Annotated in this window: 22 protein-coding genes, 1 pseudogene and 1 riboswitch; of the genes and pseudogenes, 8 read left to right on the top strand and 15 right to left on the bottom strand. The window is 40.2% G+C overall.

What is annotated here, in order from left to right:
- The first annotated feature begins 375 nt into the window (after positions 1 to 375).
- Complete coding sequence (locus J7E81_RS12145) at positions 376 to 1,530, top strand: CapA family protein (protein ID WP_215042462.1); 1,155 nt, start codon at positions 376 to 378, stop codon at positions 1,528 to 1,530.
- 24 nt (positions 1,531 to 1,554) lie between these two features.
- Here J7E81_RS12145 and J7E81_RS12140 read toward each other — a convergent pair whose 3' ends face one another.
- From J7E81_RS12140 to acnA, 9 genes are all read right to left on the bottom strand, one after another.
- Positions 1,555 to 1,872 carry a hypothetical protein gene (locus tag J7E81_RS12140; protein ID WP_215042461.1) on the bottom strand — a complete coding sequence of 106 codons (318 nt, stop codon included), beginning with the start codon at positions 1,870 to 1,872 and terminating at the stop codon, positions 1,555 to 1,557.
- Between the two features lie 21 nt (positions 1,873 to 1,893).
- Complete coding sequence (locus J7E81_RS12135) at positions 1,894 to 2,340, bottom strand: acyl-CoA thioesterase (RefSeq protein ID WP_215042460.1); 447 nt, start codon at positions 2,338 to 2,340, stop codon at positions 1,894 to 1,896.
- A 3-nt stretch (positions 2,341 to 2,343) separates the two neighbouring features.
- Complete coding sequence (locus tag J7E81_RS12130) at positions 2,344 to 4,680, bottom strand: AAA family ATPase (protein WP_215042459.1); 2,337 nt, start codon at positions 4,678 to 4,680, stop codon at positions 2,344 to 2,346.
- A 194-nt stretch (positions 4,681 to 4,874) separates the two neighbouring features.
- Entirely contained in the window at positions 4,875 to 5,102 is a 228-nt protein-coding gene (tlp, locus tag J7E81_RS12125) for a small acid-soluble spore protein Tlp (protein WP_215042458.1), read from the bottom strand.
- 138 nt (positions 5,103 to 5,240) lie between these two features.
- Complete coding sequence (locus J7E81_RS12120; RefSeq protein WP_160723456.1) at positions 5,241 to 5,384, bottom strand: acid-soluble spore protein N; 144 nt, start codon at positions 5,382 to 5,384, stop codon at positions 5,241 to 5,243.
- Between the two features lie 65 nt (positions 5,385 to 5,449).
- A complete protein-coding gene (locus J7E81_RS12115) occupies positions 5,450 to 5,581 on the bottom strand; it encodes an FbpB family small basic protein (protein ID WP_160723454.1) in 132 nt (43 codons plus the stop codon).
- A 144-nt stretch (positions 5,582 to 5,725) separates the two neighbouring features.
- A complete protein-coding gene (locus J7E81_RS12110) occupies positions 5,726 to 6,262 on the bottom strand; it encodes a redoxin domain-containing protein (protein ID WP_215042457.1) in 537 nt (178 codons plus the stop codon).
- A gap of 94 nt (positions 6,263 to 6,356) precedes the next feature.
- Positions 6,357 to 8,081 (bottom strand): ribosomal protection-like ABC-F family protein, encoded by a 1,725-nt coding sequence (abc-f, locus tag J7E81_RS12105; RefSeq protein WP_215042456.1) that lies wholly within the window; start codon positions 8,079 to 8,081, stop codon positions 6,357 to 6,359.
- 372 nt (positions 8,082 to 8,453) lie between these two features.
- Positions 8,454 to 11,159 carry an aconitate hydratase AcnA gene (gene acnA, locus J7E81_RS12100; protein WP_215042455.1) on the bottom strand — a complete coding sequence of 902 codons (2,706 nt, stop codon included), beginning with the start codon at positions 11,157 to 11,159 and terminating at the stop codon, positions 8,454 to 8,456.
- A 325-nt stretch (positions 11,160 to 11,484) separates the two neighbouring features.
- Between acnA and sspO the strand changes: the two genes are divergently transcribed.
- Positions 11,485 to 11,637: a small acid-soluble spore protein O gene (gene sspO / locus J7E81_RS12095; protein WP_098532148.1), complete on the top strand. Its 153-nt coding sequence runs from the start codon at positions 11,485 to 11,487 to the stop codon at positions 11,635 to 11,637.
- Between the two features lie 38 nt (positions 11,638 to 11,675).
- Here the strand turns inward: sspO and J7E81_RS12090 are convergent, their stop codons facing one another.
- Complete coding sequence (locus J7E81_RS12090; protein ID WP_215042454.1) at positions 11,676 to 11,945, bottom strand: hypothetical protein; 270 nt, start codon at positions 11,943 to 11,945, stop codon at positions 11,676 to 11,678.
- Positions 11,946 to 12,056: 111 nt separating this feature from the next.
- Here J7E81_RS12090 and J7E81_RS12085 point away from each other — a divergent pair, with 111 nt between their 5' ends.
- A complete protein-coding gene (locus tag J7E81_RS12085) occupies positions 12,057 to 12,197 on the top strand; it encodes a small acid-soluble spore protein P (RefSeq protein WP_215042453.1) in 141 nt (46 codons plus the stop codon).
- 81 nt (positions 12,198 to 12,278) lie between these two features.
- On the opposite strand, the gene selA is transcribed toward J7E81_RS12085, so the two are convergent.
- Entirely contained in the window at positions 12,279 to 13,694 is a 1,416-nt protein-coding gene (selA, locus tag J7E81_RS12080; protein ID WP_215042452.1) for an L-seryl-tRNA(Sec) selenium transferase, read from the bottom strand.
- A gap of 189 nt (positions 13,695 to 13,883) precedes the next feature.
- Here selA and J7E81_RS12075 point away from each other — a divergent pair, with 189 nt between their 5' ends.
- Positions 13,884 to 14,279 carry an Hsp20/alpha crystallin family protein gene (locus J7E81_RS12075; protein ID WP_215042451.1) on the top strand — a complete coding sequence of 132 codons (396 nt, stop codon included), beginning with the start codon at positions 13,884 to 13,886 and terminating at the stop codon, positions 14,277 to 14,279.
- Positions 14,280 to 14,362: 83 nt separating this feature from the next.
- On the opposite strand, the pseudogene J7E81_RS31360 reads toward J7E81_RS12075, so the two are convergent.
- A pseudogene (locus tag J7E81_RS31360) lies at positions 14,363 to 14,548 on the bottom strand (Rdx family protein); the annotation flags it as partial.
- Positions 14,549 to 14,743: 195 nt separating this feature from the next.
- Here J7E81_RS31360 and selD point away from each other — a divergent pair.
- Positions 14,744 to 15,799 carry a selenide, water dikinase SelD gene (selD, locus tag J7E81_RS12065; RefSeq protein ID WP_374104028.1) on the top strand — a complete coding sequence of 352 codons (1,056 nt, stop codon included), beginning with the start codon at positions 14,744 to 14,746 and terminating at the stop codon, positions 15,797 to 15,799.
- A 250-nt stretch (positions 15,800 to 16,049) separates the two neighbouring features.
- Here selD and J7E81_RS12060 read toward each other — a convergent pair whose 3' ends face one another.
- Together J7E81_RS12060 and J7E81_RS12055 are read right to left on the bottom strand one after the other, a co-directional pair.
- A complete protein-coding gene (locus J7E81_RS12060; RefSeq protein ID WP_215042449.1) occupies positions 16,050 to 16,994 on the bottom strand; it encodes an L-threonine 3-dehydrogenase in 945 nt (314 codons plus the stop codon).
- A 90-nt stretch (positions 16,995 to 17,084) separates the two neighbouring features.
- On the bottom strand, positions 17,085 to 18,275 hold the full coding sequence (locus tag J7E81_RS12055) for a glycine C-acetyltransferase (RefSeq protein WP_215042448.1): 1,191 nt from the start codon (positions 18,273 to 18,275) through the stop codon (positions 17,085 to 17,087).
- Positions 18,276 to 18,591: 316 nt separating this feature from the next.
- Between J7E81_RS12055 and J7E81_RS12050 the strand changes: the two genes are divergently transcribed.
- The gene (locus J7E81_RS12050; protein WP_215042447.1) at positions 18,592 to 18,900 is read left to right on the top strand and encodes a hypothetical protein; all 309 of its coding nucleotides are present in this window, start codon (positions 18,592 to 18,594) and stop codon (positions 18,898 to 18,900) included.
- Between the two features lie 65 nt (positions 18,901 to 18,965).
- On the opposite strand, the gene J7E81_RS12045 is transcribed toward J7E81_RS12050, so the two are convergent.
- Complete coding sequence (locus J7E81_RS12045) at positions 18,966 to 19,964, bottom strand: NAD(P)H-dependent flavin oxidoreductase (protein ID WP_308162204.1); 999 nt, start codon at positions 19,962 to 19,964, stop codon at positions 18,966 to 18,968.
- A gap of 213 nt (positions 19,965 to 20,177) precedes the next feature.
- Positions 20,178 to 20,279, top strand: a riboswitch (purine riboswitch).
- 112 nt (positions 20,280 to 20,391) lie between these two features.
- On the opposite strand from J7E81_RS12045, the gene J7E81_RS12040 reads away from it, so the two are divergent.
- Together J7E81_RS12040 and J7E81_RS12035 are read left to right on the top strand one after the other, a co-directional pair.
- The gene (locus tag J7E81_RS12040) at positions 20,392 to 20,985 is read left to right on the top strand and encodes a xanthine phosphoribosyltransferase (RefSeq protein ID WP_215042446.1); all 594 of its coding nucleotides are present in this window, start codon (positions 20,392 to 20,394) and stop codon (positions 20,983 to 20,985) included.
- Complete coding sequence (locus J7E81_RS12035) at positions 20,985 to 22,292, top strand: nucleobase:cation symporter-2 family protein (RefSeq protein WP_215042445.1); 1,308 nt, start codon at positions 20,985 to 20,987, stop codon at positions 22,290 to 22,292. Before J7E81_RS12040 ends, J7E81_RS12035 begins: the two co-directional genes overlap by 1 nt.
- Positions 22,293 to 22,321 lie beyond the last annotated feature (29 nt).

Here is a 22,321-nt window from a genome sequence, read left to right as displayed (position 1 = left end):
TGAACATAATCTAGTTTCGTGTCGTTGAAGTAAACCATATCTTTTTCGTGAATAATTACGGTCAGATCGTTAAACACGAATGAACGATCTCCCTCAATCTTCCGCTCTTCCAGAGACAGATTTAATTTGGGGCCGCCTCAGCCAATCCCCATCGTTAAACGCAGGTACAGCTGCTCATCTTCTGATTCTTTTTCTTGATTTATGATAGCGGTTAATTGATGGTAAGCACTTTCGGTTAGTTTAAACATCTCATATTCCTTTCTCCTCTTTTTGTAAAAATAGCATGAATTATTTTAAAATCATCCTTAAATATAATATAGTATGAACAAGGAGATCAAAAATCATTTGCTCGAGTATGCTTGATAAGGAGATTTTATGAAGAAAAAGGCCATTTTACCTTCTTTTATTATTATGTTAAGTTGTATTGTCATTGCCGCCATTCTTTTCATTCAACAAAAACAGTCGGTCATTCAGGAAAACATCTATCGTTCCCAAAACCTTTCGTTGCGTCCTTTATTTAATGTAAATCGAAATCTACTATTAACTGAAAAGATTACCCTAGGGGCAGTTGGTGATATCCTTATTCATCAACCGGTATACCAGGATGCTTTTAACGGAGCCGACTATAATTTTGACCCAATTTTTGAACAAGTAAAACCCCTCTTAGAGAAACCGGATTTACTAACCGCCAATCAAGAAAGTATGATCGGCGGTCTGGGATTGGGTCTCTCCGGTTATCCAAGGTTCAACAGTCCACAACAGGTCGCGAATGCCCTAATTGATACGGGAGTAGATATTGTATCGACCGCTAATAATCATACCTTAGATCGAGGAGAAAAAGGAATTCGCTCGGAATCAGCCTATTTAGATCAGATTGGGTTACCACATGTCGGTAGTTTTATCGATGCGGCTGACCGTCAAAAACTACGAATAATCGATAAAAATGGAATAAAGGTTGCCTTTTTAGCTTATACATACGGAACAAACGGAATTCCAGTTCCGAAAGGAAAAGAGTTTCTTGTCAATGTCATTAATAAAAATATCATGAAAGCTGAAATCGCGCGGGCAAAAACACAGGCAGATGTCGTGGTCATGAGCTTGCATTGGGGAAACGAATATCAACGCATCCCTACAACTGATCAAAAGGCTCTCGCACAGTTTTTGGCCAATGAAGGGGTAGATATTATCTTGGGTTCCCATCCACATGTCTTGCAGCCAATGGAATGGATCAAGACAAATGATGGACGAAAATCATTTGTGATCTATTCATTAGGAAATTTTATCTCTGGACAGCACAGTAATTACAGAGATATCGGCGGATTAGCGACCATTGATATTACCAAACAAATCACCGAAAAAGGCAGTACGATTGGACTGTCTAATCCCGTTTTCACACCAACCTATGTATCAAGCAAACAAAACAAAAGCTTTCAAATCGTTCCGTTAGATAAGGCGGGGGCCTATGGTTTATCAAATGCGGGTTCAAAATATAATGAAATAGAACAGCATATGACCCAATGGCTAAAATAATAGGAAAAGGCACTCTTGAAATGATTACATCTCAGGAGTGCCTTTTTCTTTTTGCCAAAGTTGTTCGGACATGCCTTCTTTTAGTAAGATTTCTCTTTGCCGTTCCCCCAGTAAATCAAAATGGGAGTAGCCATCCTTGCGGTGATGGATCCACTCTTTCCTCAGCCCATACCGTTTACCCCAAGCAGCTAATTGGTCAAGGTCAAGACATCCGACTTTGGTGACGGTTGTACAATCAGGAAAGCGGTCATCCAGCCAATAATGAGTTAAAAACGCAATTTCACCTTGGTCAATTTTCCCTTTCCATTCGTTTAACTCGTGTCTTTTGATTCCAAACGCCAACATCATCACCTCACGAATGAGTTATTTCTTCTTGATTTCCTCGTATTTTCCATACCATTCCGGAAAAGCTCGTTTAAAAGATGTAGGCTTAAAATTATCCTTTTTCACAATAATGTGGGTCGAGGTTCCTTCCGCACAAACCTCATCGTTTCCATTTACTATCGTATAGGAATAAATGGTCTTAATGCCATCATTTAAGGATACCCAGGTCTTTACAAAGGCTTTGTCTCCATATCTTAATGGTTTCTTATAGGTGATTTGGATATCATAGACGGGAGCAAAGTAACCCGATTCCTCCATAGCGAGATAGCTATAACCAATATCCTCAATAAATCCAGTCCGGCCAAGCTCGAAAAATTTTAAATAGTTGGCATGATAAATCACACCCATCATATCTGTATCCGCATAATACAGTTGAATTTCCCTAGTCGAGATAAAATAGTTTTCCACTCTAAACGTTCCTTTCATTCGTCAATAACCTGAAGTCTTCCCAAGTGCTTGTTCGACATCTCCCACTTCAAGGTACATGACTTTTTCTAAAAGATCCTCTTCCACCACATCACTCATTAACCGTAATGCTTGTGCCTGAATCATATCATCGACTAAATTGGTCGCAAATCGTCCATTCCCGATGAAAGTTTCGGCATCCATCGTTTCAAGCAATAGACTCTTTGCATCCTCTGTAAGCTGATATTCAAACTTACCCGCATAATTAACCATAATGTCGAGTAGTTCTTCATTTGAATAATCTGGAAACAGGAAGAACTTTTTAAAGCGGGAACGTAATCCAGGATTACTTTCTAATAATTGGTTCATTTCATTTGGGTAACCAGCTAAAACGACCACTAAATTTTCATTTTGCTTTGTCATTTCATCGACAAGGGTATCAATGACTTCTTTTCCAAAATCACCGGATGTTTGACTGATTAAGGAATAAGCCTCATCAATAAATAGAACCCCGCCCAAGGCTTCCTTAATTTTTTGCTTCGTTTTACCGGCTGTCTGTCCAACATATCCAGCCACAAAATCAGCCCGACTTGCGACAATGAGATGGCCTCTTTTTAAAATGCCGCATTCCTTTAAAAATTCCGCATAGATCTTTGCTACCGTTGTTTTCCCTGTACCGGGGTTTCCAGTAAAAACTGCATGCAGTTGAATCGGCACAGTAGGCAGACCTCTTGATCTGCGGAATTGCTGCATTTTGACGAATGAAATAAGGGTCTTTAGTTCGACCTTTAAGGAATCCAAGCCAATTAATTGGTTGAGCTGTTCCTGTGGTGATACGGTAACGGTCTCTTTCTCAATTTGAAAGTCTTCTCGGTCAAGGAGCATCATATCTAAGATATCGACACCTGCTGTATGGTTGTCGGCCCCTTTTTTAAAAATCGCATCAATCACAATATTGTGGACGGTTCTGGCATTGCCAAACGTATCATCGACCCGTTCTTTTTCGAGCCGATGATCAATTTCAATCTTTGCTTCTTCTGTCAGGAAATAGTCATTTTCAGCGGCCACCAGCTCGGCAATCTGAATTAATTCTTGATTCGAATAATTAGGAAGATGAATAAAGTTTGATTGCGGGAATCGGCTTCGTAACCCAGGATTTGCATTTAAAAAGGAACGCATCTCATCTGGATAGCCAGCTAATATCACAGCAAATTTGCCACCGTATTCGCTGCTTGTCATTAACGAAACAAGCGTATCGATTGCCGCTTGTCCATAATCGTTTCCTGTTTGCCCCTCCCGTTTTAAGCTATAGGCTTCATCAATAAATAACACGCCGCCAATGGAACGTTCCACTATGGCACGTACATTTTCTTCCGTTTGTCCGACAAAGGAACCAACTAGCTGTGAGCGATTCGTTTCAATGACTTCCTCCCTTGGCAAAGCCCCAAGCTCGTGATAAATCTTCGCTAATAATCTAGCCAGCGTGGTTTTCCCTGTCCCTGGATTACCGGTTAGAATCATGTTAAGACTTAGTTCATCCTTAATCTGAAGCCCTTTTTCCTTCCGTTGCTTCTGGTACTTCAAAAAACGGTAAAAATCATTCACCCGTTTCTTTACTAAATCCATCCCAATCATGTTTTGCAGCTGATCCAAAGCATTTTCCGTTACAGGAGCAGACGTCTCTTCTTGAACAAATTGCTGCTTCCAGGTTTGTTTTATTTCTTCTAAGTTGGCCATATGCAGCTTTAAGTCATCATAATAGGTGGAAGTATGAAAAACACCTGTAATGGATTGGTTGTATTCTTCGGCCGCCTTTAATAAACTCCCCGTCTCCTCAATCGAAGTTGAAAGCAGATCGGCCAGTTTTTCATACTGTTGTAAAAGGTCCTTGTTATCCATTTTAGCGGCAATATCGATCATTTGCTGTAATTCATGGAGGTGATCGTCTGCTTCCGCTAAAAAACGTTGACATACATCAATATACTCTTCTGCTGTTTTCTTTTTCGCGGTACGATTATCGGTTTCGCGCATGGAGGGGAACGTTAGAGGCGTTAAAAGTTCCTCCATCTTCTTCCAATCTGATTGAACCGCAAATTCTCTTGCTTTTTGGTTATGAGGATCAAGCTTTAAGGCCTTATCTAACCAAACTGCCGCAATCGAATCGTCCTTATGATGGTGAAGTCTAGACAAAGCACCCATCGTTAACAGTTTTGATAAGGATACAGGATTGGTTTCCTGACGAATGACTGTTAATAACTTAGCCTCATTTAAAATAACACCTGTATCATTCAGTTCTTTTTCCCACGCTTGAATCCACTCGAAGGAAGAAGAACGATTTTTTTCCAATTGATTCAAAATCATCACTCTTCTATTTAAAATTCTTTGGTGCTAGGTTTTACTTACTATCTTATCATAATAAGTTACCCCAAATAAAATAAGAGGACTTAGTTAGGCAGAAGTCTCCATTAAGAGATATCCACAAGTCGTTGGCAATGGAACTGAACATCCTAAAAAGGACCTGTTCAGTTTATGAACAGGTCCTAAGAGCATAGCTGTTAGCCTTGGTTTTTTGCCTCATCTTTTACTTCAGAACGGAACGATTCGATGCTTTCCCGTCTGCGGTCATTCTTTGCTTGGATTTGCTGTCTTTGTGTTTCACTATCTGTAAAAGCAAGTGATTCTTCCGCAGCTTCCATATTTTCAATTGTATTGGTAATCATCGATTGAAGCTTTTCAACGTTATCGCTGCGGTCATCAGGATTTGGTTTGTTGTTATAAGTCATCGTCAAATTCCTCCTCAAGGTGTATTTGGTACAGATATAGTTTGTAACGAGACGCAAAATTTATCACAGGATTCAATGGTAACTTCAAACAAAAAGACCCACAAGGCCTAGGCCTGACGGGTCTTATAAATGGTTAAATTATTCACCTTTTGTTTGAATGACCTGTGCATGCTTTCCAGAAGTATCATTCATTTTCTTTCCATTATTTCCACTAAAGCCTCTAGGTTGAGTGCCTAAATGACTCGGTGTGTAAGCTTGAAAGTGTTTTTTTGGATTACCCATGTCCAATCCCCCCTTACTTACATTTTGCCCATAAGGAGGCGAAGCATGATTGGAAACAAATGTGATTACTCAGCTTTACCGAGGCGCTTTTCTTCTAATCGCTGTTCAATTTTTTCCATAGCAGCACGATCTTTTAAAAGTTGTGATTTATTTTCTAATACAAGTTCTGCGAATGAACGTTTTCTAGGCTTTCTCATTGGTTTCACCATCCTTATATCTTATTCTAACAGCTATTATTCCCGGAAACGGTTGCAATTATTACAACTTTTTGAAAATTTTAAGAAAAGCGGTACTTTTTTAAATTCCAACAAAAAAAGACATTGATGCGAATCAATGTCTTTCTAATTCAATTGCTGGGTAAATTTTTTCATGTTCTCAAGCTTCATCGAGCCCGTATATTTGTTCTGAATAATCCCTTTGCTATTAATAAAATAGGTCGTCGGGATCGACAGAATTTGATAGGCCTCATTTACTTTGTCTTCTGCATCCAGCAGGATGGGAAACGTGATTTTATTTTCATTCACAAATCCTTGTACATCTAATTGAGGGTCGATATTAACCGCTAAAATTACAGTATCCTTGTTCAATTGTTTAGAAAACTGCTCCATTTCCGGCATCTCCGCTTTACAAGGCGGGCACCAGGTTGCCCAGAAGTTAAGCATCACTTTTTTTCCTTTTAAGTCCGAGAGCTTTACGTTGTCTCCGGTTAACGTTTTTAATTCAAAATCAGGTGCTGCAGCTCCGATGGAAAGTCCTTCTTTTGCTGCCGATGCTTCCGTCGCCGTTTCCGGAGCATCAGTCTTCTTATCCATTGCTTGAACAATCGCTACTGTCAGTAAACTAACAAGTACTACAGCGGCAATCACTTTTTTAACCATACCGGAACCTCCTTTGTTACATCTTCTGCTATAACCGATTTTACACTATAAACTCAGTTGAAACAAAATAACTGTATGCCAAAGTTGTGACAAATTATTTTTTTAGTTCTCTTTTTTGTTTAAGTAGAAGGTTAAATTCTCGGTCTAATAGGGGATATTGGGGATCCTTTTGATCCATCATCGATAATTGTCCTAAAATAACAGCAATTTTGTTATCAATAAGTAATAATGCTTCTTCGTTCGTTTCAGGATTCTTAACAGGATTTAAATATTCATCTGGTTTCTTTTCGACCCGTTTCACCTTCAGACCATCAAAAACAAGCAAACGGTCACATAGCTTGTTTAGAAAATAATAATCATGGGATACCGTAATAATTGTCCCAGTAAACGCCGATAATGTTTTTTCAAGCTGCTCTCTGCTAGGTAAATCTAAATGATTAGTTGGTTCATCAAGAATCAGCACATCGTATTCTTTCATCAAAATGTCAGTCAGCTTTACCCTTGTTCGTTCGCCGGGACTTAAGGTCCCAATTGGCTTGATGATCAGTTGTTCTTTCAGACCTAAGTTAGCTAGCAACGTTCTGGCTCGATAGATGTCATCCCGATTCGTATACCCGAGAACTTCTAACGCCGTCTTATCGGCAGGCAGATCGTCCACATCTTGACTTAAATAAGCAATTTGGAGGGAATCGCTTTTCCAAATCTCCCCTTTATAGCGGGGCTCCTCCCCTAATAAGATTTTAATTAAGGTGGTTTTCCCACAGCCGTTATCGCCGAGTAAGCCCAGCCGCTCGCCGTGATTAATGTAGAACTGTGTATCTTTAAAAAGGACTTGATTCGCAAATTCTATTGCCAAATTCTTTGCTTCGATAATCCGTTTTCCTCTTTTCCCACTTGCATCGAACTGGAATTTCACCTTTATTTCTTCAGCAGGCTTTTCGATCCTGTTTTTCGTCAATTCACTTTCTAACCGTTTCATTTTGGATTTAATTTGGCTGTCCCGTTTTTTCGCTTTGACGCGGTGATATTCTTTGATGCCATTTTGCCTTTTGGTTGGACCTGAACCATTCTTGGTGGAATCTCGGTGCGCTTTGTCGGACCAGGACTTTAATTGCTGCATTTGCGATTCTACTCTTTCGATCTCGCGCTGTTGGACGTTATAATCATGCCGTTGGCTCTCGATCCTTTTTTGTTTTTCGAGCAGATAATCGCTGTAGGTCCCATTATAAAAAGAAAGCTTGCTATTTTCTAATTCAACAATTTGAGTGATTGCTTGATCTAAGAAATGGCGGTCATGCGAAATGATGAAAACCGCGCCGGCAAACCTTCCTATTTCAGCTACAAGCCAGTTAATCCCTTTAAAATCTAAATGATTGGTTGGTTCATCTAAGATTAACAGGTCAGGCTTTGATGCCCAGATGTTAGAAAGGGCGAGTTTCAGTTTTTCTCCTCCACTCAGATGCCGAAGTCGCTCAGGATTCCAGTCATAGGCTTTGTTGAGACCTAATTCCTTTGTATATTGATATAGGTCCTTATCCTCATATGAGTGTATTTGACCAAATTCATTTACCTCATACTCAATCGACTGTGACAAGTAACCTATTTTTAGGTGATCAGCTATTTCAATCATTCCCGCATCAGGACTCAGTTTTCCAAGCAGGAGTTTGCCCAGAGTTGTTTTCCCTGAGCCATTACTTCCGACAAGTCCAATTCGATCCCCCATTTTGATATCAAATTGGAGATTTTCAAGAACCTTTCTTAATGGAAAGCTCTTATCCAAACCCTTTACTCTTAACATGACTTTTTGATTAGTATGCATAAAAAAACTCCCTTCATGTGAACCTGAAAGAGAGTTTTATGTCCTATATAGTTCCATACCAAAAATACAGCACCAAATAAACCTATAACAGGTTACGGTGTTTTCAGTAAAAACGATTAGGGCATAAACGGACAGACTCATCCCATTCTTCAGGTTCAACTTTTTCCTATTCGAAAAAATGTGCTGAAAGATAGGATTAAAATTTCATCGGCCCTTTATTCATTCCCTTACGTTTGATAATTCCATTTTATTGAATAAGAGCTAATTTTGTCAATCCTTACATAAAAAACACCATGCCTATTTAGACATGGTGTTAAGAAAATTACATAGAAATTAGTTTAGCCAGAGCGCCAAGGCGCTTTCGCTTTTTAATTAAGCTTGTAATTTTTCACGAAGAACCATTGGTAAAATACCGCCGTGACGGTAGTAATCAATTTCAACTTCAGAGTCAAAACGAACAAGAACTTCGAATTCTTTCTTGTTGCCAGCTTCGTCTGTAGCTATAACTTTTAATAGATCACGTGGTTTTACATTTTCATCTACGTGGACTTCGAACGTTTCTTTACCAGTTAACCCGATTGATTCAGCGTTGTCGCCTTCTTTGAATTGAAGTGGAAGTACGCCCATTAATACAAGGTTAGAACGGTGAATACGCTCAAAGCTTTCAGCAAGAACTGTTTTAATGCCAAGAAGGTTTGTACCTTTTGCAGCCCAGTCACGTGAAGAACCCATTCCGTAATCTTTACCGGCAAGGACCATTAGTCCAGTTCCATCAGCTTTGTACTGCATGCAAGCATCATAGATAGACGTAACTTCGCCAGTTGGCCAGTAAGTCGTGAAGCCGCCTTCTGTACCTGGAGCGATTTGGTTACGAATACGAATGTTTGCGAAAGTTCCGCGCATCATTACTTCATGGTTACCACGGCGGGAACCGTAAGAGTTGAAGTCACGTGGCTCGACGCCTTTTTCTAATAAATACTTACCAGCTGGAGTATTTTTACCAATCGCTCCTGCAGGTGAAATATGGTCAGTGGTAACAGAATCGCCGAACTTTCCAACGACACGAAGACCTGATAACGGTTCAACTGTACCTGGTTCAGGTGATAACCCTTCAAAGAATGGCGGGTTCGCAATGTAAGTGGAATCTTCATCCCAAGTGTATAGTGGCTCATTGCTCGTTTGGATTGCGTTCCAACGCTCGTTATCACCGAAAACATTCTCGTATTCTCTACGGAATAATTCTGGTGTAACCGTGCGTTTTACCACATCATTTACTTCAGCTGTTGATGGCCAAATATCCTTGAAGAATACATCATTGCCATCTTTATCTTTACCAATTGCTTCAGAAGCAAAGTCGATGTTTACGGTACCCGCAAGGGCGTAAGCAACTACTAATGGTGGTGAAGCAAGATAGTTAGCTTTAACAAGCGGGTGAATACGTCCTTCGAAGTTACGGTTACCTGAAAGAACCGAAGTTACTAAAAGATCGTTTTCCGCAATTGTTTTTTCAATTTCTTCTTTTAATGGACCGGAGTTACCGATACATGTAGTACAACCATAACCTACAAGGTTAAAGCCGATTTGCTCTAGGTATGGCAGTAAGCCGGAGTCACGTAGGTAACCTGTTACAACCTTTGAACCTGGGGCTAAAGAAGTTTTAACGAATTTAGGAACTTCCATTCCGAGTTCAACCGCTTTTTTCGCAACAAGACCTGCACCAACTAGAACATATGGGTTTGATGTGTTTGTACAGCTAGTGATCGATGCAATGGCAACCGCACCCGTTTTAATGGCAGCTTCATCGCCATTCGTAAATTTAACCACTGCTGACTTCTCAAGCTCATCTGTTTGTAAGCCGAAGCCTTGGTTTCCTTGTGGAGCAGAAACAGCCTTCACGAATTCACCTTTCATTTGTGAAAGAGGAATTAAATCTTGAGGACGTTTAGGTCCTGAAAGGTTTGCTTCAATCTCTGCAAGGTCAATTTCAATAACATCTGTATAAACAGGTTCAAAAGAAGGATCAAAGAATAAGCCGTTTGCTTTGCAATACTCTTCTACAACTTTCACTTGCTCCTCGTCACGTCCAGTTAAGCGCATATAAGCAAGTGACTCGTCGTCAATGGCGAAGAATCCACAAGTTGCACCGTATTCAGGAGCCATGTTGGCAATCGTAGCACGGTCTGCAAGTGGTAACGAAGGTACACCAGGTCCGAAATACTCTACGAATTTGCCCACTACACCATGTTTACGAAGTACTTGAGTTACTTTCAAGGCAAGGTCAGTTGCCGTTGCACCGTTTGGAAGTTCTCCAGTTAACTTTACCCCGACCACTTCTGGTACAGGGAAGTACGAAGGCTGTCCAAGCATTCCAGCTTCTGCTTCGATACCGCCAACGCCCCAGCCAAGTACGCCAAGTCCGTTGATCATCGTTGTATGTGAGTCAGTTCCTACTAATGTATCAGGATATGTTTCTAGTTCTCCATCAACCTCAGCGACATGAACAACATCTGCCAAGTACTCAAGGTTTACTTGGTGGACGATTCCTGTTGCAGGCGGAACGGCACGATAGTTGTTAAATGATTTTTGTGCCCAGCTTAAGAACTGGTAACGTTCAGCATTCCGTTCAAATTCATAATCCATGTTGATTTTTAAAGAATCAGAAGATCCATATGCATCAACTTGGACAGAGTGGTCGATTACAAGATCAACCGTTTTCTCAGGATTAATTTTGTCTGGGTCTCCACCAAGGTCAGCCATTGCTTTTCTTAAAGAAGCAAGGTCAACTACTGCTGGAACACCTGTAAAGTCTTGAAGGATAACACGTGCTGGCTTGAATGGAACATCCACTTCTTTTTGCTCAGCCGTTCCCCATTTTGCTAAGTTTTCAACATGTTCTTTTGCGATTACGCGGCCATCGTATTGGCGAAGTACAGATTCAAGTAATACTTTCACGGAGTAAGGCAATTTGGATACATTGCCAATGCCTGCTTCTTCTAAAGCATTTAAACGGTAGTAGTGGTAGCGTTTGCCGTTCGCCTCGAAGGAAGAACGGGCCTTAAATACGTCGTTTTTTACCATTTGTATTTCCCCCTGTTCGTTGTTTCTCCATAATTAAATGAAAAGTCTTGAAAGTTTGAATTTTCCCATTCATCTTCACTTTTCTCACAATTCTTATCTTAATACAACGTATTACATATGTAAATAACAAGAAAGTTATTGTGATTGATAAGTTTATCTTATGTTTTTTATGTATTTTGTTCAGAATATTTCGTGAATCTCAACTACACAAGAGTGAATTTAGAATTTTAGGAAAATACGCTTCCACTAATATTATTGCAAAAAACTTTTATTTTGTCATTAATTAAGTAAAGGAGGAAATATTAAATGACAGGAGGTGATTGGCATGGTAAAACGTAAGTCTAATCATGTAATTCCAGGGATGAATGCGGCAAAAGGTCAAGGTAAAGGCGCTGGCTTTAATGAGGAATTTGCCAGTGAGCCGGAACTAACTGCAAAAGAAAGAATGAACAATAAAAAACGAAAAAAGAATCAATAACATCAATAGTAAAGCAGGAGGATCTCCCTCCTGCTTTTTTAGTCTTCTTGATTCACTTCGGATACCATCGTTTGAAGATCTTGCTGAAAACGTTCTAATTGTGCTTTCTGGTGTTCTGAAGCGACCTCAAGGGCATTTTCAATCTGTTGGTAAGCCTCATTTACCTCATCCTTTAAATGCTTGAGCTGATGACCATAGCTCGCACTGTCACTAACAATCGTCTCATATAGACCTTGAGCGTTTTCGTATCCTTGCTGTGCTGCTTGGAAAGCATGTTGTTTGTCTTTATGATAAGGATATTTTTGCATTTTTCATTCCACTCCTTCATTTTATATACCGTTAAATTGCACAGAAAAATACAATTTATTCAGCATAAAAACACTTATTGACTGCATCCTAACAAATAGGAGGGATGAATGATGGTAAACAAAAATGATGGAAAAGATATGCGTAAAAATGCTCCAAAACAATCCGGCCAGCCGGAACCAATGAGTGGTTCTCATAAAGTTAAGAACCGTAACCATTCACGTAATAACCATAACCCTGGACACGATATGTAAAAATAAAAAGTTGCAGCCCCCTTGTTGCTGCAACTAATAGCAAAACGGAAGCGCCTTATTTGAACTTAGGCGCTTCCTTCGTTAGTTGGAATTGATCCCCATTAGAGCATCTAACAATTCGGTTTCTTCCTCAGAAGTAACGGTTCTCAGATCAATCATAAATTCATCTTTTTGAATTCGCGCAACAATCGCAGGTTTCGTGTCCATTCGTAATTTTCTGCCAATCTGTTCTGCGGTAAACGAATCATGCTTTAAGGCAATGACCACCGTTGGCAGTAAAACATCCGGCATGGTTCCCCCTCCAACTTGGCTGAAGTCCTGAAGAATAGCCGTTTGAAAATGACTCGTTTTTTGTAATAATTTTGTAACGAATAATTGTGCTCTTTCGTCTAATTGATGAATAGAAACTAATAAATCACGAATAGTTGGGATATTCTTAAGAGCGGTTTCCCCACGGGCATAATCCATTAATGTCCCTTCCAGAGCAGCCAATGTCATTTTATCGACCCGAACCACTCGGGCTAATTGATGTTTTTTCAATTGATCAATAATACCCTTTTTGCCGGCAATAATCCCTGCCTGCGGTCCTCCTAGCAGCTTATCACCACTAAATGTTACAACATCTGCCCCCATATCGATGATTTCTTTTACAACAGGCTCATCACCAATACCGTGCTTTCTAAAGTCATACAGGGCACCGCTGCCAAGATCCTCATAAAAGATTACATTTTCTTGCCTTTTGGTTAGCTGCACGAGTTCGTCTGTTTCAACTGATTTTGTAAAGCCAATGACTTTAAAATTACTGGTATGAACCTTCATGATGACAGCTGTATCTGGTGATAATGCCTTTTCATAGTCATCCAAATGAGTTTTATTTGTCGTTCCTACCTCTTTAAGGGTGGCGCCGCTTTCTTCCATGATTGATGATATGCGAAAGGATCCGCCTATTTCAACAAGCTGTCCACGGGACACAATGACCTCTTTATTTTTAGCTAGCGCTCGTAACACTAGATAAACAGCCGCGGCATTATTGTTCACAACCATTGCGGCTTCAGCACCGGTAATTTCTCTGATGAGCGCTTCAACATGACTATGACGTGAGCCTCTTTCTCCTTCCTTCAACTTATATTCAAGATTGGAGTAATTTCTAGCCGTTTCCACTACATGTGTAATCGCATTCTCACTGAGCCTTGCCCTTCCAAGGTTTGTATGTAAAATAGTGCCTGTGGCATTGATAACTTTTTCAATCGTATAGGTGTATTGCTTTTGAATCGTTTCTTCAAGGATTTGAAACAACTCTAGCATAAATGTATCTGTTCCAGGAATGGCACCTTGCCAATTGCCTTTTAGGATTGATTCCCTGATTTGATCCAGTACTTCTTTTACCTGTTTCGTAAGCAGCGAATGATCAAGTTGATTTTCGTTTGATAATTTAGAAAAACTCTCATGGTTCTGAAGCTCATGGATGGCTGGTAATGAACGTAACCATTCTTTCACGATAAAAACTCCTTCTCTTACCTAGCTGTCGGCTATTTGACTTTTTCATGTGATATAGAGGCAATTTAGCCGCCAGCCTGTGCCATTTCGCGGCTCGTCCAGTGGCAAAATTTCTTTTCCTATTATATCATAATGGCTTCACATTTTAAGGCTGAATCGAATAAAATGAACGAGCAAGGGGGATTAAAGATGAAGAAAAAACATCCACAAAATCAAACCTTTGATTTTGCTTTAGTGGAAAAGTGGCTTGAAAACTATTTTCTGGATCCGCTTACTTCGTATTACGACCAAACCCAGTTCCAAATTGACCTGTTCGAGACCGAACAAGAGTGGATTGTTGAAGCGATCTTAAGTGATTTTGAAGCATCAAATTTACGAGTTTATATAGAAGAGAAAAAATTAACCATTTCAGCAAGCACCCCCCCTTTTTACCTACCCCATCATCAACGTTCGCGTTCAATCGAGTTTCCCTTTTATATCAACGAACAGGATATATCAGCTGCTTTTACAAATGGAATCCTAGAGATTTTTATCTCAAAAACCAAAAAAGGATCCGGGAAGAATAGATATATTACCTTACCTTAGATCGATAAGGTGAATTTTTTTCTCATCAAGTTAACATAATATGATTATGTAAATTAAATGAGGCCCTTTTTAAGGGCCTCTTGTTATTTGGTCTTGATGATTTCAATCATTTCATCTGTATCTGGGAACACTCCTGTATCAAGCTTGGAATAGATTTTTTCGCCATTGACGGTTACTTCGAATGCACCGCCCGAACTTGGAATTAGTTCTAGTTTGTGTATGTCCCGATAGAAATGGTTAAATAACTCTTCTGCGAAACTCGCAGCTTTAGGCGCGTAGTTTCACTGCATACAAAATTCTACAACGACATGGTAATTTTTCATGTTTTCACCCCCTATATTTCGTTTTTCCTATATCTAGATAGTAGAAATATTTTATCGTATCCCCCCTGCCTTCTGCAAATGTTCTGCAATCTTCGTGCGGATTGATACGGAAAGAGGTATACTATGAAAATGGAGGTGGACATGTTGAGTGAACAAGAGAAGATTCGCCTAACCTCTTTTTCGACAAAAGCGGGTTGAGGCTGCAAAATTGGTCCTGAGGACCTGGCGCAAGTTTTGCGTCAATTACCTAAACAAGAACCTGTCCCTGAATTAATTGTGGGGCTTGATACATCGGATGATGCTGGGGTTTATCAATTAACGGACTCCATTGCTCTTATACAAACCGTTGACTACTTTACGCCAATTGTCGACGACCCTTATATGTTCGGTCAAATTACGGCAGCAAATGCGTTAAGTGATGTCTATGCAATGGGTGGCCAGCCAAAAACGGTTATGAATATTGTCGGCTTTCCGATTAAGAAGCTTGGAGCCGAAATGCTTTCCGATATATTACGCGGAGCAGCTGATAAAGTAAAAGAAGCTGGCGCGATTACGGTGGGCGGTCACTCCATCGATGACCAAGAACCTAAGTTTGGACTATCTGTAACGGGGATCGTCCATCCCGATAAGGTTTGGAAAAATGTCGGTGCTAAACCGGGGGATGTGTTAGTGTTAACCAAACCAATCGGAGTTGGTATTCTGACGACCGGTATTAAACGAAGTGCGGTAACCGCCGAGCAGGAGCAGCAGGTTACCGATACGATGGCCATGCTCAATAAGACCGCAGCTGAAGTTTTGACCCAGTATCAACCACATGCTGTTACGGATGTAACCGGCTTTGGTTTGCTTGGACATGCTAGCGAAATGGCGCGCGGCAGTGATGTCAGCTTTGAAATTCACCTAAGTCAGGTGCCTATTTTAGAAGGTGCTGTAGAGTTAGCGAAGAATGGTGTTGTTCCAGGCGGGTCAAAGTCAAATCATAAATGGATTAGTAATGATACCGTTTATGAGGATATTTCTTCGGAAGAGCAGTTAGTTCTTTGTGATGCCATTACATCTGGAGGCTTGCTCATTTCCATGGATGAACTGGAAGCGAGAAAGTATGTAGATCAGATGCATGCAAACGGCGTTGTTCAAGCAGCGATCGTTGGTCGTGTGTTGGAGAAACAAGAGAAATATATTTATGTTATAAGATAACACTGTAGACGGCGGGGTACCTGCTGGTTTTTTACAAGATAATTAATGAAAGAAAGCCTGTCGATTGACAGGCTTTCTTTATGGTGTTTCTAAAAAAAGATAAGTAAATTGGGCTTAGAATTGTATATAGAGTTAAATCTATTGGAACAATTTATCTGCATGTTTTTATTTGTAAAGATATCCTAGAATCAAAAGATGGAGACAGACACGATAAAAAAACCCGGGCCATATTGGCTCAGGTTTCAATCATCTACAATTTCTCCCGCAGTTTCTCGATCATATCGTGCGTCATTTTATCCAAATCGTACTCGTATTTAAAGCCCCACTCTTCCCTTGCAGCACTGGCATCAATTGAATCGGGCCAACTCTCGGCAATCCTTTGCCGTTCGGGATCTACCATATAAGACATTTCAAATCCCGGGATATATTTTGCGATACTGGCTGCTATATCCTCCGGGGCAACACTCATCGCTGTTACATTAAATGCATTACGGTGCTTTAGCCTTGAGCTGTCAGCTTCCATTAAGTCAATAATTGCGCGCAACGCGTCCGGCATGTACATCATATCCATAAAGGTACCTTTCTCTATATAGGAAGTATACCGTCCATGTTTAACCGCTTCATAGTAAATCTCCACCGCATAGTCGGTTGTTCCCCCGCCTGGGAGGGCAACATGTGAGATTAGGCCGGGGAAACGCAATCCGCGTGTATCAACGCCAAATTTATGATAGTAATAATCGGCCAGTAATTCTCCGGCAACCTTATTGACTCCATACATCGTAGTCGGCCGCATAGTCGTATCCTGTGGAGTATGATGTTTAGGCGTTGATGGTCCAAACGCACCAATCGAGCTGGGCGTGAAAAATTGGGCTTTTAACCCCCGTGCCGTTTCAAGGGCATTCATCAGACCGCCCATATTCAAATTCCAAGCAAATACAGGTTTTGCCTCAGCAGTTGCGGAAAGCAGTGCTGCTAAATGCATAATAGTATCCACCTTGTATGTTTGGGCTGTCTCCATCATTTGCTTTATATCCGTTACATCAACGGTTTCAAACGGGCCGCTCTGGGCTGCTTCACTATCATTCTTCTTAATATCTGTCGCAATGACCTGATCTGCTCCGTAAATCTCCCTTAACTTTAAGGTTAATTCTGATCCAATTTGCCCTAATGCACCAGTGATTAAAATACGCTTCATCGTCGTTTCTCCGTCCTCTTCACGTATGCTGAATATTTCTTTTTATTTATGGATACGTTGCTTAGGTGTGTAGAGTGTCTATATTAACGTTTAAATGACGCCCATTTCCGTGCCGACTTTTTTATAAATGGCAATGGCTTGATCTAGCATTTCCTTCGTATGAGCGGCGGTTGGCAAATTGCGGACCCGGCCGGTACCCTTTGATACAGTTGGGAATACAATCGCTTTTGCGTAAACTCCCTCCTCATTCAGTCGTTGACTAAATTGCTGTGTGAGCGACTCGTCGCCAATGATACATGGTGTGATCGGGGTTTCGCTGTTGCCAATAGTAAAGCCTAATTCCTTTAATCCCTTTTTGAGATAATCGCCATTTTCCCATAGCTTTTTGTTCAGGTCGGTGCTTTCCATTAAAATCTCGATCGACCTTATAGATGCAGCCACATCCGCAGGCGTTAAGGACGTTGAAAAAAGAAACGGGCGGCTCCGAACCTTCAACCAGTCAATCAAATTTTTCTTACCAGCTACATACCCGCCGACAACTCCGATTGCCTTTGATAAAGTCCCAATTTGAAAATCAATTTTATCCGATAGACCAAAATGTTTTACCGTTCCTGCCCCTTCCCCAAGGACACCAGAGCCATGTGCATCATCTACGTAAGTAATTAAATCAAATTCCTCCGCAATCTTAACAATTTCTGGCAAGCGGGCAATATCACCATCCATCGAAAAAACACCGTCTGTAATCACCATAATTTTGTTATATAGACCTGATTCTTTTGCTTCTTTTGCTTTCGAACGCAGATCTTCCATATCAGAGTGTTTCACACGAATAATTTTCGCTTTTGAAAGCCTGCAGCCATCAATAATCGAGGCGTGATTCAATTCATCTGAAAGAATCGCATCGTTGGCATCCATAACGGCGGAAATTGCGGCCATATTACAATTGAAGCCTGATTGGTAGGCAATCGCTGCCTCTGTATGTTTAAATTCCGCCAACTTTTCCTCTAACTCCACATGTAATTTAAGGGTTCCATTGATGGTACGGACCGCCCCTGCCCCGACACCGTATTTTGCGATGGCATCTTTAGCTGCCTCTTTAAGCCGTTCATCTGTGGCTAAACCTAAATAATTGTTAGAGGATAGATTAATTAGATGCTTTCCATTGATGGTTATGAGTGGTCCATTTGGACTTTCAAGTGGTTCGATGACATTGTATAAACCTTTTCCCTTTAAATCTTCAAGATTTTCATTTAAAAAAGTTTCTAAAATAGGACTAGACACAAAATGTTCCCCCTTAGTAATGGAAGTTGGGTTTGTCATGAACAAAAAAAACAATTGTCCTCCTGAAACGGACATTAGAGAATCGTTGAAGTATTAACGTGTAAGGATTTCTACTGTTTACTTTATCATATCCCCCTAATTTGTTCACTGCAAATGGACATTATTTGTAATAAAAATAGTGTACCTAGGTTAAAAATCGGATGTTTCTTTCTATGTCTTATTCTTGCAGTCAAACTAATCATTTCTAAATGATATTTTTTTCGTTATAATACACTTTGAATGATATACACTTGGCTTCTTAGAAAGGATGTCTAACATGACTGCTTTAACTTCTGCCCTTTATTACATTGTCATTGGTGCTGTCTTTATTTATATTTTTATTTATGCATATGATTTCTTTTACGGTGAAAAACCGGAAAAACAAATAAAAAAGATTCATAAACATTTTCGTAAAGAAACGATCAAAAAAATTGATACGTTAGAGGTTGAACCCCGTAAATATACCCTGTACCAAGTCACATTAGAAAATGGCTTCAAAAAAGTAAAATTAAAACCAGGCTATAAAGTGGTCAATATCGTAGCGAAGAAGGAAACGAAAAAGAAACAGAAAAAAGGAACCGTTTAATTTTATGCGGTTCCTTTTTTCATTTTATAAGAGTTTATATGATATTCTAGCGACTGCAAAAAACCTTAATTCACACCTTCACTCGATAATTTACCAGCAGAGCTATTAATCTTTTGCAAAGCTTCTTTGTATTCAAGTTCTAACCGGTTAATAATATCTGCCGCCGATTCAATCCGATCAATCGCTCCGACACCATGACCGGCAGACCAGATATCCTTCCAAGCCTTGGCATTTGTTTCTTTTTGCATATCGTCAAAATTCACTTGGTCTTTCTTTACTAATTGGCCCGGGTCAAGTCCTGCTTTTTTAATACTTGGGATAAGCATGTTGGCCTTTACGCCGGAGAATGCATCCGTTAAGATCAAATCCTCCTGTGTGGCCTCAACAAGCATTTCTCTGTATTCATCATTAGCCATACTTTCGCTTGCGACAATGAAACGTGTACCCATATAAGCAAGATCGGCCCCAGCCGCTTGAGCTGCCAGAATTCCTTTTCCAGTCGAAATAGAGCCGGCAAGAACGATGATTCCATCCCAAAATGACCGCACCATATCAACAAACGCAAAACTATTAATTTGTCCGGCATGTCCGCCCGCGCCGCTTGCCACGAGGATCAGACCATCAACAACCGATTCGGCCGCTTTTTTAGCAAACTTTAAATCGCTTACATCTGAAAAAACAAGTCCGCCGTATTCATGAACGATCTCAACAACGTGCTTCGGACTTCCCAAAGAGGTAATGACTAACTGTGGTTGATGCTTTTTAATTAAGTTGAGTTCATCCTGCAGACGACTGTAGGAGCTATGTACCACCATATTCATAGCCCAGGGAGCAATTTTTCGATTCGGGTCAGCTGCCCGTGCCTCCTCTAGTTCTTCATTCAACTGTCCCATCCACTGGTCTAACACTTCAATCGGTCTTGCATTTGGTGCAGGAAAAGAGCCAATCACTCCATTTAAACAGCACGCTTTAACTAACTCAGTGCCTGACACTAAAAACATCGGTGCAGAAATAGCCGGCAATCGGAGTTGGTTCCACCAGCTTTCAGGTATTGATTTTTGCAAACTAAACCCCTCCTCGGTTTGGAATATTCTGACTAAATATCTGTATGTTAATAGTACTCGAAACTGAATGACTATTCAATCTTTGATTTGAACCCTCCATTAATAGAATGAAAATGGTTTCAATAAGCGAATAATGACGTAATATTTTGTACTAATGTTCGTTATTTGCTAAAAAAGGATTGATTTCCCCTTTTATCCTGATATAATGTGATTATATTAATATATAGTTTCGCTCATATAATCGCGGGGATATGGCTCGCAAGTTTCTACCGGATTGCCGTTAACAATCCGACTATGAGTGGGTAATGAATTTTGCCTATTTGCGCTTTTTTAAGCAATTATGAAGCCCAATGGTCATTGCCTCACTCGGATTACGGTGTGAGCGATGACCATTGGGCTTTTTATTATTCAAGGGGGATTTAACATTATGAGATTACTAGAAGAAAAGATTATTTCGGAAGGCAGGGTTCTGTCTGATCAGGTTTTAAAAGTGGATTCATTTCTTAACCATCAAATCGACCCTTTCCTAATGAAGGAAATTGGAAAAGAATTTGCGGCACGATTTGCTAATGAAGGAATCACGAAAATCGTGACGATTGAATCTTCTGGTATCGCCCCTGCTGTGATGGCTGGATTATATCTGAATGTGCCGGTAGTGTTTGCTCGAAAAAGAAAATCATTAACGCTAACCGATGACTTACTCACTGCGTCAGTCCATTCATTTACCAAAAAAGAAACAAACGAAATATCCATTTCGAAAAAATATTTAGACGATGCGGACCGTGTCCTCATAATTGATGATTTTCTCGCCAATGGACAAGCTGCGCTGGGATTAGCTGATATAGTCCAACAAAGTGGTGCTAAGGTGTTAGGAATTGGGATTGTGATTGAAAAGGCTTTTCAGCAAGGATCAGAAAAACTAACAGAACGTGGATTAAGGGTGGAATCCTTAGCAAGGATCGCCTCCCTGGCAAACGGTGAAGTCCAATTTATCAAAGAAAAGGTGGAGGAATTAATTTAATGAAACAAAGTCCATGGAAAACAGCATCTTTAGGAATTCAGCATGTATTAGCAATGTATGCCGGGGCTGTAATCGTCCCGCTAATAATTGGCGGTGCCCTTCATTTATCTGGTAAGCAACTAGCATATTTAGTTTCATTAGATATCCTAACAAGCGGGATTGCTACTCTTTTACAAGTTTGGCAAAATCGATACTTTGGAATCGGACTTCCAATCGTTCTTGGCTGTACGTTTACTGCCGTTGGTCCGATCATTGCCATTGGCGGTCAATATGGTATGGGTGCGATTTATGGATCGATTCTTGTTTCCGGTATTATTGTCATTATAATTGCTTCATTTTTTGGAAAACTTGTTCGTTTCTTCCCGCCTGTTGTAACGGGTTCTGTTGTTACCATCATAGGACTTACCCTTATTCCAGTTGCGATGAATAATGTAGCGGGAGGACAAGGAAGCCCTGATTTCGGTTCAGTAACAAATCTATCTCTAGCTTTTGGAACATTATTATTCATTATTGTTCTTTATCGCTTTTCTAAAGGTTTTATTCGTGCCATTTCTATTTTGCTAGGCCTGATTGCTGGGACGATTGTAGCTGCACTTTTAGGAAAAGTTGATTTTTCTGCAGTTGGTGAGGCTTCATGGTTCCACATGGTTGCTCCCCTGCACTTTGCAGCACCAACGTTTGAATTAGCTCCAATTATTACGATGACACTTGTGGCAATTGTTAGTCTAATAGAATCAACTGGTGTGTACTTTGCATTAAGTGATATTACAGGAAAAAAGTTAACGGAACAGGATTTGGTAAAAGGTTATCGTGCAGAAGGATTAGCTAGTATTTTAGGTTCACTATTTAACTCCTTCCCTTATACGACTTATTCTCAAAATGTAGGACTTGTTCAATTTTCAGGTGTTAAGTCGAAAAATGTGATTTACACTGCGGCTGGTATGTTAATTTTCCTTGGATTTGTTCCTAAGGTGGCAGCTTTAACTACGGTTATTCCTACCTCCGTTCTTGGCGGTGCTATGGTAGCGATGTTTGGAATGGTTATTGCTTCTGGAATTAAAATGTTAAGTAAAGTTGACTTCTCATCTCAAGAGAATCTTTTAATCATCGCTTGCTCCGTTGGTGTGGGTCTAGGAGTTACAACCGTTCCTACTTTATTTGACGCCCTTCCGGAAAGTGTGAAAATTTTAACCAACAGTGGAATTGTGGCTGGAAGCTTAACGGCGATTGTTCTTAATATCATCTTCAATGTTGCAAAGCCAAAGCAGCAAAGTGTTGTTAAATCAGAAGGAAAAGTGGTTGCTTAAATACCATAATCGAGTAGGAGGGGGTGATT

It is taken from the genome of Bacillus sp. ISL-18, from assembly GCF_018613415.1.
GTDB lineage: Bacteria > Bacillota > Bacilli > Bacillales > Cytobacillaceae > Neobacillus.
The sequence above is the reverse complement of the archived record's forward strand: the minus strand, read 5'-3'. Positions and strand labels throughout refer to the sequence as shown.

Bases quoted from the DNA above. Each gene is read 5' to 3' on its own strand.
- J7E81_RS12145 (WP_215042462.1), top strand. From the start codon at position 376: ATGAAGAAAAAGGCCATTTTACCTTCTTTTATTATTATGTTAAGTTGT.
- J7E81_RS12135 (WP_215042460.1), bottom strand. From the start codon at position 2,340: ATGAAAGGAACGTTTAGAGTGGAAAACTATTTTATCTCGACTAGGGAA.
- J7E81_RS12130 (WP_215042459.1), bottom strand. From the start codon at position 4,680: ATGATTTTGAATCAATTGGAAAAAAATCGTTCTTCTTCCTTCGAGTGG.
- tlp (WP_215042458.1), bottom strand. From the start codon at position 5,102: ATGACTTATAACAACAAACCAAATCCTGATGACCGCAGCGATAACGTT.
- J7E81_RS12120 (WP_160723456.1), bottom strand. From the start codon at position 5,384: ATGGGTAATCCAAAAAAACACTTTCAAGCTTACACACCGAGTCATTTA.
- J7E81_RS12115 (WP_160723454.1), bottom strand. From the start codon at position 5,581: ATGAGAAAGCCTAGAAAACGTTCATTCGCAGAACTTGTATTAGAAAAT.
- J7E81_RS12110 (WP_215042457.1), bottom strand. From the start codon at position 6,262: ATGGTTAAAAAAGTGATTGCCGCTGTAGTACTTGTTAGTTTACTGACA.
- abc-f (WP_215042456.1), bottom strand. From the start codon at position 8,081: ATGCATACTAATCAAAAAGTCATGTTAAGAGTAAAGGGTTTGGATAAG.
- acnA (WP_215042455.1), bottom strand. From the start codon at position 11,159: ATGGTAAAAAACGACGTATTTAAGGCCCGTTCTTCCTTCGAGGCGAAC.
- sspO (WP_098532148.1), top strand. From the start codon at position 11,485: ATGGTAAAACGTAAGTCTAATCATGTAATTCCAGGGATGAATGCGGCA.
- J7E81_RS12090 (WP_215042454.1), bottom strand. From the start codon at position 11,945: ATGCAAAAATATCCTTATCATAAAGACAAACAACATGCTTTCCAAGCA.
- J7E81_RS12085 (WP_215042453.1), top strand. From the start codon at position 12,057: ATGGTAAACAAAAATGATGGAAAAGATATGCGTAAAAATGCTCCAAAA.
- J7E81_RS12075 (WP_215042451.1), top strand. From the start codon at position 13,884: ATGAAGAAAAAACATCCACAAAATCAAACCTTTGATTTTGCTTTAGTG.
- J7E81_RS12060 (WP_215042449.1), bottom strand. From the start codon at position 16,994: ATGAAGCGTATTTTAATCACTGGTGCATTAGGGCAAATTGGATCAGAA.
- J7E81_RS12050 (WP_215042447.1), top strand. From the start codon at position 18,592: ATGACTGCTTTAACTTCTGCCCTTTATTACATTGTCATTGGTGCTGTC.
- J7E81_RS12040 (WP_215042446.1), top strand. From the start codon at position 20,392: ATGAGATTACTAGAAGAAAAGATTATTTCGGAAGGCAGGGTTCTGTCT.
- J7E81_RS12035 (WP_215042445.1), top strand. From the start codon at position 20,985: ATGAAACAAAGTCCATGGAAAACAGCATCTTTAGGAATTCAGCATGTA.